The following is a 14,507-nucleotide window of genomic DNA, read 5'->3' as shown; positions in this document are numbered from 1 at the left end:
CGCAGCGAAGACACCGCCGATCAGCACGAACGCGAGGACGAGGGCGATGTTCCAGAGCAGGTCGCCCATCAGCGGGCCGCCTCGTCTGTGGTGGGATTGCCCGGACGCGGACCGGCCGGACGGGCGCCGCCCGGACGGGGGGTCTGCTGGCCGGGGCGCGGCGCCTGCTGGCCCGGACGCGCCGACGACTGGCCCGGACGGGCACCGGCCGGACGCGGGCCGGGGGCGGCACCGCCGGGGCGCTGACCGGCGGCGGGGGCCGCCGGAGGCGCGGAGAACTCCGGGTTGGTCGGAGCCGGGGCGGCGGGCGCCGGCTTGGGCGCTGCCGCGGGCTTCGGACCCGGGGTGGGACGCGGGCCCGGAGCGGGCGCCGCGGAGGGCTTCTCGGCCGCCGCGGGCTTGGGCGCCGGAGTGGGCGCGCCAGGCTTCGGGGCGGCGGGACGTGCCGCCTGCGCCGGGGACGGCGCGGGGTTCGCCTGCGCCGGCTTCGGCGCGGCAGGGGTGGGCGCCGCCTTGCGGGGCGCGCCGGGCTTGGCAGCGGTCTTGCCGGCGTTGCCGCCGGGACCCTGCAAAGCGTCAGTCAGCTTGCGCACGACCGGCGCCTCGATCGTCGAGGACGCCGAACGGACGAATTCACCGAGTTCTTGGAGCTTGGCCATGACGACCTTGCTCTCCACACCGAACTCCTTGGCGAGTTCGTATACCCGGACCTTAGCCACATCGCTCCTTTGAGGTCCGGTTACCGCCGGACCGTCGCTACTTCATGGGCGTACTCATCGCGTACTCATCGAGTGCTCATCGCAATCTCGACCTACTTCCAACTCGCGAGGTACCTGACCGCACGGTGTTCCGTGCCGTACTTCTTGTTCACTGCTGTGCCGCCTGCTCGACGTGGTGGCGGAGGGCCGCGGTGTCGAGCGGTCCCTGGACCCGGAAGGCCCGTGGGAACGCCCGGCGGCGGACCGCCAGGTCGAGACAGACCGAGGCGGGGTGCAGGTACGCACCCCGGCCGGGCAGCGTACCGCGATGATCGGGAACGCACTCGTCCTTATTCATCACGATCCGCAGCAGTTCGCTTTTGGCCGCTCGCTCCCGGCATCCCACACAGGTTCGCTCAGGGCATACGCGGGCATGCGTCCGGCCAGACACTAGTAAGTCTACCTCCCCGTAGCGACCTCACCCGTGCGGGGCAAAAATCGAACAGCTGTTGGCCAAAAAACTTCTCGGCGCGGGCTCAGTCCCGCGGCTCGGCGGGCTCGGTGTCGGGCCGGATGTCGATCCGCCAGCCTGTGAGGCGGGCGGCGAGCCGGGCGTTCTGCCCCTCCTTGCCGATCGCCAGGGAGAGCTGATAGTCCGGCACGGTCACCCGGGCGGAGCGGGCCGCCATGTCGACGACCTCGACCCGGGAGACCCGGGCCGGGGACAGCGCGTTCGCCACCATCTCGGCCGGGTCGTCCGACCAGTCGACGATGTCGATCTTCTCGCCGAGCAGCTCCGCCATCACGTTGCGGACGCGGCTGCCCATCGGGCCGATGCAGGCGCCCTTGGCGTTCAGGCCCGATCGGGTGGACCGGACGGCGATCTTGGTGCGGTGACCGGCCTCACGGGCGATGGCGGAGATCTCGACGGACCCGTCGGCGATCTCCGGCACCTCCAGGGCGAACAGCTTCTTCACCAGATTGGGGTGGGTGCGCGAGAGGGTGACGGACGGACCGCGCACACCCTTCGCCACCCGGACGACGTACGTCCGCAGCCGCAGACCGTGCGTGTACTCCTCGCCCGGCACCTGCTCCTGCACCGGAAGGATGGCCTCCAGCTTGTCGTCCAGCCTGACGAGGACGTTCTTCGGGTCCTTGCCCTGCTGTACGACACCGGCGACGACATCGCCTTCGCGGCGCGCGTACTCGCCGAAGGTCACGTCGTTCTCGGCGTCCCTCAGCCGCTGCTGGATCACCTGGCGGGCGGTGCTCGCCGCGATCCGGCCGAAGTCCGACGGGGTGTCGTCGAACTCCTTCGGCTCCTGCCCCTCCTCCAGGTCGGCGGGGTCTTCCTTCGCCCACACCGTCACGTGGCCCGTGTGGCGGTCCAGCTCCACGCGCGCGTGACGGCGTGCGGACGGGGTGCGGTGGTAGGCGATGAGGAGGGCCGACTCGATCGCCTCGACCAGCAGATCGAAGGAGATCTCCTTCTCGGTCGCCAAGCCCTTCAGGAGCTTCACGTCGATGTCCACGGCTACGCCTCCTCTTCCTTCTTGTCCTTGCGGTTGAACTCGATCTCGACACGCGCCTTGGTGATCTCGGGGAAGCCGATCCGCCGGGCGGTGGCCTTGCGGCCCTTCACGCCCGGCACCTCCAGGTCGAGGCCGTCCTCGTCCACGGCGAGGATCCTGGCCACCAGGTCCCCGCCCTCGGAGAGCTGCAGACGCACCAGCCGGCCGGTGGCCCGGACGTAGTGGCGGTGCTCGGTGAGGGGGCGGTCGGCGCCGGGGGAGCTGACTTCGAGGACGTACTCGCCCTCGCCCATCGCGTCGCTCTCGTCGAGCTTCTCGGAGATCGCGCGGCTCAGCTCGGCGCAGGCGTCCAGTTCGACGCCCTCGTCGGAGTCGACGACGACCCTCAGCAGTCCGCGGCGGCCGGCCCGGGACACCTCGATCTCCTCCAGATCCAGGGCCTTCGCGTGGACGAGCGGCTCAATGAGTCCGCGCAGCCTGTCGCTCTGGGTGGTGCTCATCCGGGTGACTCCTCGGCCGCGTGTGCTGTTGTGGGTTCGTCGCGTGTCAGATCAAAGGGTATCCGGTCCGCGAGGGTGTTGCCGTCCACCGGCCCGGGGGCCGCGGGTACGCTCGCCTGCGGTGATCTGACGATCTTTCGAACTGAACGGAGAGAGCGTGACGACGACGGGCAGGCGCGCGCTCCTGGCGGCGGGCGCGGCGACCGGGGCCGCGGCGCTCCTCGCGGGCTGCACCTCCGGGGACGGCGGCGCGCGGCGGCCGGGCGCCGAACGGGCGCGGGCCGAACGGGTGGCGCGCGCCGAGGCGGCGCTGCGGAAGCGGTCCGTGACGACCGCGCGGACCCTGGTGGAACGTTACGACGCCACCCTCGCCGCCCATCCCCCGCTCGCCGCCCGGCTGGGCCCGCTGCGCGCGTCCGCCGCCGCGCACGTGAAGGCGCTCGGCGAGGGCGGCACCGGCGCCCGGCCCGCCACCGCATCCCCCACCGCCTCACCGACGGCCCCCGCGACGGCCGCGCCCGTCTTGGTGCCGGCCGACCCGGCGGCGGCGCTGGGTGAGCTGGCGGCCGCCGCCCGCAGGTCCGCGGACGCCCACACGGCGGCCCTGCTCACCGCCCCGCCCGAGTACGCCCGGCTGCTCGCCTCCGTGGCCGCCGCCGGCGCCGCCCACGCCTTCCTGCTGGCCGAAGGAGCCCGCCCGTGAGCGCCCTCGACGCGGCCCAGGCCGCCCTGGCGGCCGAGCACGCGGCGGTGTACGGGTACGGCGTCGTCGGCGGCCGGATCGCGCCCGACCGCAAGGCGGAGGCCACCGCCGCCTTCGAGGCCCACCGGGCCCGGCGTGACGCGCTGCGGCGGACCGTGCGGGACCTCGGCGGCTCGCCGGTCGCGGCCGCGGCCGCCTACCGGCTGCCGTTCGCGGTGGACGATCCGGCGGGCGCGGTGCGGCTGGCCGCCGACCTGGAGGACCGGGTGGCCGGCGTCTACTCCGATCTCGTCCGGGCGGCCGAGGGCCCGCTGCGGGCCGAGGCCGCCGCCTCGCTGCGGGAGGCGGCGGTACGCGCCGTCCGCTGGCGCGGCACCGGCGTAACCTTTCCTGGGCTCGCCGAGCGGGTGTGAGTCCGGCCCGGGCCCCGACCAGAAGGACACGCACGCATGGCTTTCGAACCGCCGCAGCGACTTGTCAGGGGGCTCGGTGAGACGCACGGGGACGTGGCGTCCGACTGGCTGGCAGCGCTCCCCGGCCCGGTCGAGCGGGCGGTCGACCGGGCGTCGCTCTCCCCCGACCGGGTGGTCGCCCCCGGCGGGCGGAGCAGCCTGGTCCTCCTCGTGCACCGGCCGGACGGCTCCCCCGCCGCCCTGAAGGTCGCGCCGCCGTTCGCCCGTCCGGACCTGGAGGGCGCGGCCCTCGCGCACTGGAACGGCTGGGGCGCGGTCCGGCTGCTCGACGGGGCCGGGGAGGACGCGCTCGTCCTCGAACGGCTGCACCCCGAGGTGTCGCTGCGGTCCCTGCCCGAGGCGAAGGCGCTCCTGGAGGCGGCGGGCACGCTCCGCAGGCTGTGGGTGGAGCCCCCGGCCGGTCACGGCTTCGAGTCGGTGGCCGAGCGGTCGGCCCGGCAGGCCGCCGCCATGGAGCCGTACCGCGCCGACCCGGTGGCGGGCGCGCTGACGGCGGCGGCGCTCGCGGCGCGCAAGGAGCTGACCTCGGACGGAGCCGAGACGCTGCTGCTGCACGGCGCCTTCCGGCAGGGCAAGGTGCTCGCCGGGGACCGGGCGCCCTGGCTGGCCGTGGGGCCCGAGCCGCTGGTCGGTGAGCGGGCGTACGACCTGGCACGGCTGGTACGGGACCGGGTGGAGGACCTGGTGGGCGCCTCGGCGGGCGCCTCGATCGCCCGGCGCCGGGTGAACAAGCTGGCGGACTCCCTGGACGTGGACCGGGAGCGGCTGCGGGGCTGGACCCTCTTCCGTGCGGTGGAGTCGGGCACGCGGGCCCTGACGGCGGGGCGGCGGCAGGACGCGGAGCTGCTGCTGGAGTTCGCGAGCTGGCTCTGACGTTCGCGCGGCGCCCGAGCGGGAATACCCTTTCTGTACCGTTTCCAGACGGTCGGTACGGTTCTGCTCGACGTCAGGGGGCCGCGATGATCCAGGAGCTGCTGATGACGGCGGCCGGTACCGGGGCGGCCGCCGTCGCCTACGTGGGCGCGGCGGCCCGGGTGGTGAAGCAGTACGAGCGCGGTGTCGTCTTCCGCTTCGGACGGCTGCGGGGCGAGGTCCGCAAGCCCGGCTTCACGATGATCGTCCCGGGGATGGACCGGCTCCACAAGGTGAACATGCAGATCGTCACGATGCCGGTGCCCGCCCAGGAGGGCATCACCCGGGACAACGTGACGGTCCGGGTCGACGCGGTCGTCTACTTCAGGGTCGTGGACGCGGCCGAGGCGCTGGTGCGGGTCGAGGACTACAAGTTCGCCGTCTCCCAGATGGCCCAGACCTCGCTGCGGTCCATCATCGGCAAGAGCGACCTCGACGACCTGCTGTCGAACCGGGAGAAGCTCAACCAGGGGCTGGAGCTCATGCTCGACTCGCCCGCCATCGGCTGGGGCGTGCAGATCGACCGGGTGGAGATCAAGGACGTGTCCCTGCCGGAGACGATGAAGCGGTCCATGGCCCGGCAGGCGGAGGCCGACCGCGAGCGGCGGGCCCGGCTGATCAACGCGGACGCGGAGCTCCAGGCCTCGAAGAAGCTGGCGGAGGCGGCCCACCAGATGGCGGACGCGCCGTCCGCGCTCCAGCTGCGGCTGCTCCAGACCGTCATGGCGGTCGCCGCCGAGAAGAACTCGACGCTGGTGCTGCCCATCCCGGTCGAACTGCTGCGGTTCCTGGAGCGCGCCGCGCCCCCGCCGGGACAGCCGGAGCGGGCCGGTGCGGGGCAGGAAGGCCAGGCCGCCAGGGCGGCCCAGGAGGCCCGGGCGGCGGCGTGGGCGCCCGTCCCGCCCACCGGCGCGGAGGCGGGCGTGCCGCCCGGCGACGCGTACCTGACGGGACGCGCGGACGCGTCGGGCGCCATCGAGGACCTCACCGGCACCTCGGTCGAACCGGCCCCCCGGGAGGAGCCGGCCTGACGGGCGGAGCGGACGCGGACGCGGAAGGGCCGGGCCCCGGGCGAAGACGCCCCGGGCCCGGCCCCGTACGGCGGGATCAGGCGGAGAGGCGGGCGATCGCCTCGGCGACCGGCAGCTCCTCGCGCTCGCCCGTGCGGCGGTCCTTCAGCTCCACGACGCCCTCACCGGCCCGGCGGCCCGCGACCAGGATCTTCGGGACACCGATCAGCTCCGCGTCGGTGAACTTCACGCCCGGGGAGACCCCGGCCCGGTCGTCCACCAGGACCCGCAGGCCGGCCGCGGCCAGCTGGTCGGAGACCTCCAGGGCCAGCTCGGTCTGCAGCGCCTTGCCGGCGGCGACCACGTGCACGTCGGCCGGGGCGACCTCGGCCGGCCAGCACAGGCCCTTGTCGTCGGCGGTCTGCTCGGCCAGCGCGGCGACGGCGCGCGAGACGCCGATGCCGTACGAACCCATGGTGACGCGGACGGGCTTGCCGTTCTGGCCGAGGACGTCCAGCTTCAGGGCGTCGGCGTACTTGCGGCCCAGCTGGAAGATGTGGCCGATCTCGATCGCGCGGTCCAGTTTCAGGCCGGTGCCGCACTTCGGGCAGGGGTCGCCGTCCTCGACGACCACGACGTCCACGTACGCGTCGACCTCGAAGTCACGGCCCGCGACGACGTTCTTCGCGTGCGTGCCCTCCTTGTTGGCCCCGGTGATCCAGGCGGTGCCGGGCGCCACGCGCGGGTCCGCGAGGTACGTGACCTTCTCCAGGCCCTGCGGACCGACGTAGCCGCGGACCAGGTCGTGGCGCTCGGCGAAGTCGCTCTCCGTCACCATCTCGACGGTGGCGGGGGCGAAGTGCGCCTCCACCTTGCCGAGGTCGACCTCGCGGTCGCCGGGCACGCCCACGGCGACGATCTCGCCGTCCACCTTGACCAGCAGGTTCTTCAGCGTGGCGGAGGCCGGGACGCCGAGGGAGGCGGCCAGGGTCTCGATGGTGGGGGTGTCGGGGGTGGGGATCTCCTCGGCGGCGGGCACGCCCTCGGCGTCCACCGGCTTCAGCTCGTAGGTGATCGCCTCGGTGTTGGCGGCGAAGTCGCAGTTCGGGCAGTCGGCGAAGGTGTCCTCGCCGGCCTCGGCCGGGGCGAGGAACTCCTCGGACTTCGAGCCGCCCATCGCGCCCGCCGTCGCCGCGCAGATGCGGTAGTCGAGGCCGAGGCGCTCGAAGACCCGCTGGTAGGCCTGGCGGTGCAGGGCGTACGACCGGGCCAGGCCCTCGTCCTCCAGGTCGAAGGAGTAGGAGTCCTTCATCAGGAACTCGCGGCCGCGCAGGATGCCGGCCCGGGGGCGGGCCTCGTCACGGAACTTCGTCTGGATCTGGTAGAGGATCACCGGCAGGTCCTTGTAGGACGAGCACTGGTCCTTCACCAGCAGGGTGAAGATCTCCTCGTGGGTCGGGCCCAGGAGGTAGTCGCCGCCCTTGCGGTCCTTCAGACGGAACAGCTCCGCACCGTACTCGTCCCAGCGGCCCGTCGCCTCGTAGGGCTCGCGGGGCAGCAGCGCCGGCAGGGAGACCTCCTGGGCGCCGATGGCGTCCATCTCCTCGCGGACGATGCGCTCGACGTTGGCGAGCACCTTCTTGCCGAGGGGCAGCCAGCTCCAGATGCCGGCGGCCGTGCGCCGGACGTAACCGGCGCGGACGAGGAGCTTGTGGCTGAGGACCTCGGCGTCCGCCGGGTCGTCGCGCAGCGTCTTCGCCATCAACTGGGACATGCGCTGGACCGGTGCCTTGGCCATGGTTCTCGTACTCCTGCCGGGGGAAGGGTGATGGCCCCGAGGTTATCCGGGCCGCCCCTGCTCGGAGAAATCAGTTCCCTGGCGTGCCCCGCGCCTGAGGGGCAGCGGGGCGCCCATGACCGCGTACGGGCGGGCCGCGCTCGGGAAGTGGACCTGGCGGGCCAGGTCCGTGTAGCCGAGCGACCGGTAGAGGGCGCGCGCCGGGCTGTCGGTGTCGATGGCGGAGAGGATCGACCGCTCCTCCTCCGCCGTGTCCGTGATGGTCGTGATCAGTGCCCGACCGACGCCCCGGCCCTGGAAGTCGGGGTGCACGTGCAGTTCCGTGATCACGAAGGACCCGGACAGCCAGTCGGCGGTGCCCGTCGCCCGCAGGTACGGCTCCACCACCGTCGACCACCAGTGCGTCCGGTCGTTGGGCATCCCGTACACGAACCCGGCCAGCCGCCCGCCCGGAGTCAGCGCCCCGTACGCGCGGGCCCCCGGGCTCAGCAGATGGCGCAGCACGATGTGCCGGCGCACCGCCACCTCGTCGTCGTCGAGGCCGAACGCCACCGCCTGCACGGCGAGCGCCTCGTCCACCCGGGCGGCGAGGTTGACCGGAGCGATCTCGACCTGTGCGTCATCCATGCGGCGCACCCTACAAGCGCCCGCCGCCCCGGAACAGCAGCTCAGGGCAGCGGGGCCGGTCGCGCCCGTCCCGAACGGCCCGTCAGAACAGCACGCTCATGAAGGCGCCCGTCTCGCGGAAGCCCACGCGGCGGTACGCGGCCCGGGCCGGGGCGTTGTAGTCGTTGACGTACAGGCTCACCACGGGGGCCACATCGGCCAGGGCGTAGCGCAGCACGGCCGCCATGCCCGTCTCCGACAGGCCCCTCCCCCGGTGCTCCGGGTCCACCCACACGCCCTGGATCTGGCAGGCCTGGCGGGTCGCCGCGCCGATCTCGGCCTTGAAGAGAACCTTGCCGTCCTGGATCCGGGCGAAGGACCGGCCCGAACCGACCAGTTCCGCCACCCGCGCCTGGTACAGCAGTCCGCCGTCCCCGGCCATCGGGGAGACCCCGACCTCCTCGGTGAACATCGCGACGCAGGCCGGCAGGATCACGTCCATCTCGTCCTTGCGGACCCGGCGCACGTACGGATCGGGGGCGACCTCCGTCGAGGGCCCGTCCGCCACCATCAGCGGCTGGCACGGCCGGACGTCCCTCGCCGGGCCCCAGCTCGGCTCGAGGAGCCGCCACAGCTCGCCGGTCGGGCCCGCCGGGCCCACGATCGACGAGCACCGGCGGCCGACCCGGCGCGCCCGGTCCGCGAAGGCCCGGACCGCCTCCGGAGTCGCGCAGATCGGCACCAGATTCGCGCCGGAGTAGCAGAGCGAGCGCAGCCGGCCGTCCTGGTACCAGCCCCACATCTCCCCGCCCAGCCGCCACGGATCGAGACCCGCCACCTGGACGCGGGCGGTGACGAAGGCGTTCTCGACGGGGTCGCTCTCCAGAACGGCGAGCGCGGCGCCGAGATCGGCGGGCTCGAGGACCCGGGTGTGGGTTTGCGTCAGCACGTGGGGGCCTCACGGGACGGTTCTGCTGGTCCTCGCACTGTACCCCTTCCCCTTTTCCGGCGGGCTCGGTTCGCCTCCGGGCACCGGGGGCCGTATGCCCGTGGTTTCCCGGCCCCATGCGCGAACCCCTCCGGCCTGCGGGGCGCGGAGGGGTCGCGGGGTGACGGGGTGCCGGGGGACGTCAGCCGGCGACGGCCACCGTCGGCTCGCCGCTCTCGATGCCGTCCTTCTCCATCTGCTCGGCGATCTTCAGCGCCTCCTCGATGAGGGTCTCCACGATCTTCGACTCGGGGACGGTCTTGATGACCTCGCCCTTGACGAAGATCTGGCCCTTGCCGTTGCCGGAGGCGACGCCGAGGTCGGCCTCGCGGGCCTCGCCCGGGCCGTTCACGACGCAGCCCATGACGGCGACGCGCAGCGGGACGGTCATGCCGTCGAGGCCGGCGGTGACCTCCTCGGCCAGCTTGTAGACGTCGACCTGGGCCCGGCCGCACGACGGGCAGGAGACGATCTCCAGGCGGCGCTGGCGCAGGTTGAGCGACTCCAGGATCTGGATGCCGACCTTGATCTCCTCGGCCGGCGGCGCGGAGAGGGAGACGCGGATGGTGTCGCCGATGCCCTCCGCGAGCAGCGCGCCGAAGGCGACGGCCGACTTGATGGTGCCCTGGAAGGCGGGGCCCGCCTCGGTGACGCCGAGGTGCAGCGGGTAGTCGCACTGGGCGGCCAGCTGGCGGTAGGCGTTGACCATCACGACCGGGTCGTTGTGCTTGACCGAGATCTTGATGTCGCGGAAGCCGTGCTCCTCGAAGAGGGACGCCTCCCAGAGGGCGGACTCGACGAGCGCCTCGGGGGTGGCCTTGCCGTACTTCTGGAGCAGACGGCGGTCGAGGGAGCCCGCGTTGACGCCGATGCGGATGGGGACGCCCGCGTCCCCGGCCGCCTTGGCGATCTCCTTGACCTTGTCGTCGAACTGCTTGATGTTGCCCGGGTTGACCCGGACGGCCGCGCAGCCGGCGTCGATGGCCGCGAAGACGTACTTCGGCTGGAAGTGGATGTCCGCGATGACCGGGATCTGCGACTTCCTCGCGATCGTGGCGAGGGCGTCGGCGTCGTCCTGCGTCGGACAGGCCACGCGGACGATCTGGCAGCCGGAGGCGGTCAGCTCGGCGATCTGCTGGAGCGTCGCGCCGATGTCGGAGGTGCGGGTCGTGGTCATCGACTGCACCGAGACGGGTGCGTCGCCGCCGACGGCCACGCTGCCGACCTGGATCTGACGGCTCTTGCGCCGCTCGGCGAGCCGGGTCGGGACGGTAGGGATACCGAGAGAAATCGCGGTCATCTGTAGTGCAACCTCAAGGTTGTGCGTCGGCGGGCTCAGGTCTCCGAGGTTACCGCCCCGGGCACGGGGGGCCTGACAGCGCCGGGCGCGGCCGGCCCCCCGGGAGTGCTACGTGATCTTCACCGGGTTGACGATGTCGGCGGCGAGGACGAGCAGGGTGAAGCAGACGAAGACGCCGGCCACCACGTAGGCGGCGGGCATCAGCTTGGCCACGTCGAACGGGCCGGGGTCGGGCCGCCGGAAGATCCGGGCCGTGTGGCGGCGTACGGACTCCCAGAGGGCGCCCGCGATGTGGCCGCCGTCGAGCGGCAGCAGCGGGAGCATGTTGAACAGGAACAGCGACACGTTGAACATGACCAGCAGGTTCATGAACATCACGAGGATGGTCGTGGGCGGTGCCTCGACGGTCATGAGCTCGCCGGTGATGCGGGCGGCGCCGACGACGCCGACGGGCGAGTCCTCGGCGCGTTCGCCGTCGCCGAAGGTGGCGTCCCACAGGCCGGGGATCTTGCCGGGCAGGGCGATGACGGAGTGGACGCCGTTCTCCAGGAGGCCGGTCATCCGCTCGGTGGTCTCGGCGAAGCTGAGGGGGGCGACCTCGGACTTCGGCTGGAAGCCGAGGTAGCCGGCGCTGACGTACTGGACGGGCCGGACGACGTTGCCGTCCTCGTCCTTCTTCTCGACCTTGTTGACGACCAGGGTGGGGTGGAGGTCGACGCGCTGCCCGTCCCGCTCGACGGTGAGGGTGGCGCGGCCGATGGTGGCGCGGATGCGCTCGGAGAGGGTGTCCCAGTCGGCGACGGGGTGCCCGTCGAGGGCGAGGATCCTGTCGCCCTCCCGCAGGCCGGCCGCGTGCGCCGGGGACACGGGGTCGTCGCCGCGGCAGGCTTCCCGCTTCTCGTTCTGCTTGAGGACGCACTTCTGGACGCCGGCGACGGTCGTCGTCGGCCCCTCGATGCCGAGGGTCATCATCGAGCCGAAGAACAGCGCGACCGCGAGGACCAGGTTCATGAAGGGTCCGGCGAACATGACGATGACGCGCTTCCACGGCTTGCGCGTGTAGAACAGCCGCTTCTCGTCACCGGGCCGGAGCTCCTCGAAGGAGGCCTCGCGGGCGTCCTCGATCATGGAGCGCCAGGGCGAGGTGGAGCGGGCCTCGATCTTGCCGTCGTCGCCGGGCGGGAACATGCCGATCATGCGGATGTACCCGCCGGCCGGGATGGCCTTGATGCCGTACTCGGTCTCGCCGCGCTTCCTCGACCAGATCGTGGGGCCGAAGCCGACCATGTACTGCGGCACGCGGATGCCGAACAGCTTGGCCGTGGAGAGGTGGCCGAGCTCGTGCCAGGCGATCGAGACGAGCAGGCCGAGCGCGAACAGCACGAGGCCGAGAACGTACAGGAGCACTTCGGTCATGCGCGCGCCTCCGCGGTTGCCATCGCTGCGAGCTCACGGGCCCGGGCCCGGGCCCAGGTCTCCGCTTCCAGGACGTCCGACACCGTGAGCGAGGTTCCCCGCGCGGGGGTGCCGTGCTCGGTGACGACAGCGGTGACCGTATCCATGATTCCGTTGAACGGCAGCCGGCCGCCGAGAAACGCCTCCACGCACTCCTCGTTGGCCGCGTTGAAGACGGCGGGGGCGGTGCCGCCCAGCTCGCCCACGTGGCGGGCGAGGCCGACGGACGGGAAGGCTTCGGTGTCGAGCGGGAAGAACTCCCAGGTGGAGGCCTTGCTCCAGTCGAAGGCGGGGGCCGCGTCGGGGACCCGTTCGGGCCAGCCGATGCCGATGGCGATCGGGCCGCGCATGTCCGGCGGGGTGGCCTGGGCGAGCGTGGAGCCGTCCGTGAACTCGACCATCGAGTGGACGTACGACTGGGGGTGGACGACGACCTCGATGCGGTCGAAGGGGATGTCGTAGAGCAGGTGGGCCTCGATGACCTCCAGGCCCTTGTTCACCAGGGTGGCGCTGTTGACCGTGATGACCGGCCCCATGGCCCAGGTCGGGTGGGCGAGCGCGTCCTCGCGGGTGACGTGGGCCAGTTCCTCGCGGGTACGGCCGCGGAAGGGGCCGCCGGAGGCGGTGACCACCAGCTTGCGGACGTCGGCGCGGGTTCCGGCGGCGAGCGCCTGGAACAGGGCCGCGTGCTCGGAGTCGACCGGGATGATCTGGCCGGGCTCGGCCAGCGCCTTCACCAGCGGGCCGCCGACGATCAGCGACTCCTTGTTGGCGAGGGCGAGGGTGCGGCCGGCCTCCAGGGCGGCGAGGGTCGGCGCGAGGCCGATGGAGCCGGTGATGCCGTTGAGGACCGTGTGGCACGGGGAGGCGGCCACCTGGGTGGCGGCGTCCGGCCCGGCGAGGAGCTCGGGCAGCGGCTCGGAGCCGTACCGGGCGGTGAGCGCCTCGCGCAGGGCGGGCAGCGCCTCCTCGCGGGCCACGGCGACCGTCCCGACCCTCAGCCGGTGCGCCTGCTCGGCCAGCAGGCCGATCCGGCCGCCGGAGGCGGCCAGGGCGGTGACCCGGAAGCGGTCGGGGTGGCGCAGCACCAGGTCGATGGCCTGTGTGCCGATGGACCCGGTCGAGCCGAGGACGACGATGTCCCGGCGTCCTTCGGTCAGGTCGAAGGCCGTGTGCGGGTCGGCGAGAGGAGAGGGGCGGTCGCTCATGCCCCCCATTCTCGCCGCAACGGGCGCGGGGACTTCACGTCAGGTCCGGCGCGGCCCCGCGGAAGGCGTCGAAGACCTGGTGGAAGCGGGGGAACGTCTTCTTGACGCAGCCGGGGTCGTCGAAGGTGATCCCGGGGGTGCGCAGGCCGGTGACGGCGAAGGACATGACGATGCGGTGGTCGCCGTGGGTGGCGATCGTGGCCGGTCCGGTGGGGGTGCCGGGATGGATCTCGATCCAGTCGGGGCCGGTGCGGACGGTGATGCCGAGGCGGCGCAGGTTCTCGGCGCAGGCGTCCAGCCGGTCGCACTCCTTGACCCGGGTGTTGGCGACGTCCTCGATGCGGACCGGTCCGTCGGCGAAGGGGGCGATCGCGGCGAGGGTCGGCATGGTGTCGGAGATGTCGCGCATGTTCACGGTGAGGCCGCGCAGGGTGCCGGTGGAGCGGACGGTGGTCCGCTCGGCCCCGACCGTCACCTCGGCGCCCATGCGGCGCAGGACGTCGACGAAGGCGAGGTCGCCCTGGAGGGCTCCGGTGCCGAGGCCGGGGACGGTGACGGAGCGGCCCGGTTCGAGGGCGGCGGCGGCGAAGAAGTAGCTCGCGGTGGAGGCGTCGGGCTCGACGGCGTAGGTCCTGGCCCGGTAGCCGGTGGGGGCGACGGAGTACGTCCGGCCCTCCTGGCGGACCTCGGCGCCGAAGTCCCGCATCATCGCGAGGGTGATCTCGACGTACGGCTCCGAGACGAGGTCGGTGACGGTGATGTCGAGGCCCCCGGCGGTCAGCGGGCCGAGCAGGAGCAGGGCCGTCAGGTACTGGGAGGACTGCCCCGCGTCCAGGGTGAGCGCGCCGCCCCCGACGCCGTCGGCGTGCACGGTGAGCGGGTGGTGGCCCTCGCGCGCGCCGTGCCGGAGGTCGACGCCGAGGCCGCGCAGCGCGGTGGTGAGGGGGCCGAGGGGGCGGCGGCGCATCTGGGCGGAGGCGTCGAAGCGGTAGGTGCCGCGGCCGGTGGCGGCGAGGGCGGGCAGGAAGCGGGCCGTGGTGGCCCCGTCGCGGCAGTGGACCTCGGCGGTGTCCGTGCCGGGGCCGCCGGGGCGGCCCTCGACGTGCCAGACGTCCGGCTCGCGGCGGACGGTGTACCCGAGGGCGGTGAGGCCCTCCGCGAACCCCTCGGTGTCGTCGGAGACGAGGGGCCGCAGGAGGGTGGTGGTGCCCTCCGCGGCGGCGGCGAGGAACAGCGCGCGGGCGGTGACGGACTTGGAGCCGGGGATGTCGATGACGGTCACGGCGTCATCCTGCCGGGCGGGGCGGCCGTGGTGGGCGGGCGT

Annotated in this window: 15 protein-coding genes; 4 read left to right on the top strand and 11 right to left on the bottom strand. The window is 73.1% G+C overall.

From position 1 onward, the window contains the following. Window positions 1–68 precede the first annotated feature (68 nt). The 4 genes from ABTY40_RS28950 to rimP form a co-directional block, all read right to left on the bottom strand. The gene (locus ABTY40_RS28950) at window positions 69–719 is read right to left on the bottom strand and encodes a translation initiation factor IF-2 N-terminal domain-containing protein (protein ID WP_352062219.1); all 651 of its coding nucleotides are present in this window, start codon (window positions 717–719) and stop codon (window positions 69–71) included. Between the two features lie 148 nt (window positions 720–867). Further along, window positions 868–1,149, bottom strand: coding sequence for a YlxR family protein (locus ABTY40_RS28945; RefSeq protein WP_345286896.1), 282 nt, complete (start codon window positions 1,147–1,149; stop codon window positions 868–870). Window positions 1,150–1,234: 85 nt separating this feature from the next. After that, a complete protein-coding gene (nusA, locus tag ABTY40_RS28940; RefSeq protein ID WP_352062218.1) occupies window positions 1,235–2,230 on the bottom strand; it encodes a transcription termination factor NusA in 996 nt (331 codons plus the stop codon). A 2-nt stretch (window positions 2,231–2,232) separates the two neighbouring features. Further along, window positions 2,233–2,730 (bottom strand): ribosome maturation factor RimP, encoded by a 498-nt coding sequence (gene rimP, locus ABTY40_RS28935; RefSeq protein ID WP_352062217.1) that lies wholly within the window; start codon window positions 2,728–2,730, stop codon window positions 2,233–2,235. 157 nt (window positions 2,731–2,887) lie between these two features. Between rimP and ABTY40_RS28930 the strand changes: the two genes are divergently transcribed. The 4 genes from ABTY40_RS28930 (at window position 2,888) to ABTY40_RS28915 (ending at window position 5,849) form a co-directional block, all read left to right on the top strand. Continuing rightward, window positions 2,888–3,433: a hypothetical protein gene (locus ABTY40_RS28930; protein ID WP_352062216.1), complete on the top strand. Its 546-nt coding sequence runs from the start codon at window positions 2,888–2,890 to the stop codon at window positions 3,431–3,433. Next, on the top strand, window positions 3,430–3,846 hold the full coding sequence (locus tag ABTY40_RS28925; RefSeq protein WP_352062215.1) for a ferritin-like domain-containing protein: 417 nt from the start codon (window positions 3,430–3,432) through the stop codon (window positions 3,844–3,846). Before ABTY40_RS28930 ends, ABTY40_RS28925 begins: the two co-directional genes overlap by 4 nt. Before the next feature lie 36 nt (window positions 3,847–3,882). Beyond that, a complete protein-coding gene (locus tag ABTY40_RS28920) occupies window positions 3,883–4,779 on the top strand; it encodes an aminoglycoside phosphotransferase family protein (RefSeq protein WP_352062214.1) in 897 nt (298 codons plus the stop codon). 86 nt (window positions 4,780–4,865) lie between these two features. After that, window positions 4,866–5,849: a slipin family protein gene (locus ABTY40_RS28915; protein WP_352062213.1), complete on the top strand. Its 984-nt coding sequence runs from the start codon at window positions 4,866–4,868 to the stop codon at window positions 5,847–5,849. 76 nt (window positions 5,850–5,925) lie between these two features. Here the strand turns inward: ABTY40_RS28915 and ABTY40_RS28910 are convergent, their stop codons facing one another. From ABTY40_RS28910 to aroA, 7 genes are all read right to left on the bottom strand, one after another. Continuing rightward, a complete protein-coding gene (locus ABTY40_RS28910) occupies window positions 5,926–7,626 on the bottom strand; it encodes a proline--tRNA ligase (protein ID WP_345286910.1) in 1,701 nt (566 codons plus the stop codon). 42 nt (window positions 7,627–7,668) lie between these two features. After that, on the bottom strand, window positions 7,669–8,253 hold the full coding sequence (locus tag ABTY40_RS28905; RefSeq protein ID WP_352062212.1) for a GNAT family N-acetyltransferase: 585 nt from the start codon (window positions 8,251–8,253) through the stop codon (window positions 7,669–7,671). Between the two features lie 82 nt (window positions 8,254–8,335). Then, window positions 8,336–9,181, bottom strand: coding sequence for a GNAT family N-acetyltransferase (locus ABTY40_RS28900; RefSeq protein ID WP_345286914.1), 846 nt, complete (start codon window positions 9,179–9,181; stop codon window positions 8,336–8,338). A 181-nt stretch (window positions 9,182–9,362) separates the two neighbouring features. Further along, complete coding sequence (gene ispG / locus ABTY40_RS28895) at window positions 9,363–10,520, bottom strand: flavodoxin-dependent (E)-4-hydroxy-3-methylbut-2-enyl-diphosphate synthase (protein ID WP_345286916.1); 1,158 nt, start codon at window positions 10,518–10,520, stop codon at window positions 9,363–9,365. A 108-nt stretch (window positions 10,521–10,628) separates the two neighbouring features. Continuing rightward, the gene (locus ABTY40_RS28890) at window positions 10,629–11,936 is read right to left on the bottom strand and encodes a M50 family metallopeptidase (protein WP_352062211.1); all 1,308 of its coding nucleotides are present in this window, start codon (window positions 11,934–11,936) and stop codon (window positions 10,629–10,631) included. Continuing rightward, window positions 11,933–13,183, bottom strand: coding sequence for a 1-deoxy-D-xylulose-5-phosphate reductoisomerase (gene dxr, locus ABTY40_RS28885; RefSeq protein WP_352062210.1), 1,251 nt, complete (start codon window positions 13,181–13,183; stop codon window positions 11,933–11,935). The genes ABTY40_RS28890 and dxr overlap by 4 nt, the downstream gene beginning before the upstream one ends. 34 nt (window positions 13,184–13,217) lie before the next feature. After that, window positions 13,218–14,465 (bottom strand): 3-phosphoshikimate 1-carboxyvinyltransferase, encoded by a 1,248-nt coding sequence (gene aroA / locus ABTY40_RS28880; protein WP_352062209.1) that lies wholly within the window; start codon window positions 14,463–14,465, stop codon window positions 13,218–13,220. Between the last annotated feature and the right edge of the window lie 42 nt (window positions 14,466–14,507).

Source organism: Streptomyces sp. NPDC126503 (assembly GCF_040302405.1).
In the GTDB taxonomy this organism is placed as follows: domain Bacteria; phylum Actinomycetota; class Actinomycetes; order Streptomycetales; family Streptomycetaceae; genus Streptomyces; species Streptomyces gulbargensis.
Note: the sequence above shows the minus strand (reverse complement) of the source record. Positions and strands in the feature narration are given on the sequence as shown.

Coding starts and splice junctions, on each gene's coding strand:
- ABTY40_RS28905 (WP_352062212.1), bottom strand. CDS start 8,253: ATGGATGACGCACAGGTCGAGATCGCTCCGGTCAACCTCGCCGCCCGG.
- dxr (WP_352062210.1), bottom strand. CDS start 13,183: ATGAGCGACCGCCCCTCTCCTCTCGCCGACCCGCACACGGCCTTCGAC.
- ABTY40_RS28915 (WP_352062213.1), top strand. CDS start 4,866: ATGATCCAGGAGCTGCTGATGACGGCGGCCGGTACCGGGGCGGCCGCC.
- rimP (WP_352062217.1), bottom strand. CDS start 2,730: ATGAGCACCACCCAGAGCGACAGGCTGCGCGGACTCATTGAGCCGCTC.
- ABTY40_RS28910 (WP_345286910.1), bottom strand. CDS start 7,626: ATGGCCAAGGCACCGGTCCAGCGCATGTCCCAGTTGATGGCGAAGACG.
- ABTY40_RS28890 (WP_352062211.1), bottom strand. CDS start 11,936: ATGACCGAAGTGCTCCTGTACGTTCTCGGCCTCGTGCTGTTCGCGCTC.
- ispG (WP_345286916.1), bottom strand. CDS start 10,520: ATGACCGCGATTTCTCTCGGTATCCCTACCGTCCCGACCCGGCTCGCC.
- ABTY40_RS28920 (WP_352062214.1), top strand. CDS start 3,883: ATGGCTTTCGAACCGCCGCAGCGACTTGTCAGGGGGCTCGGTGAGACG.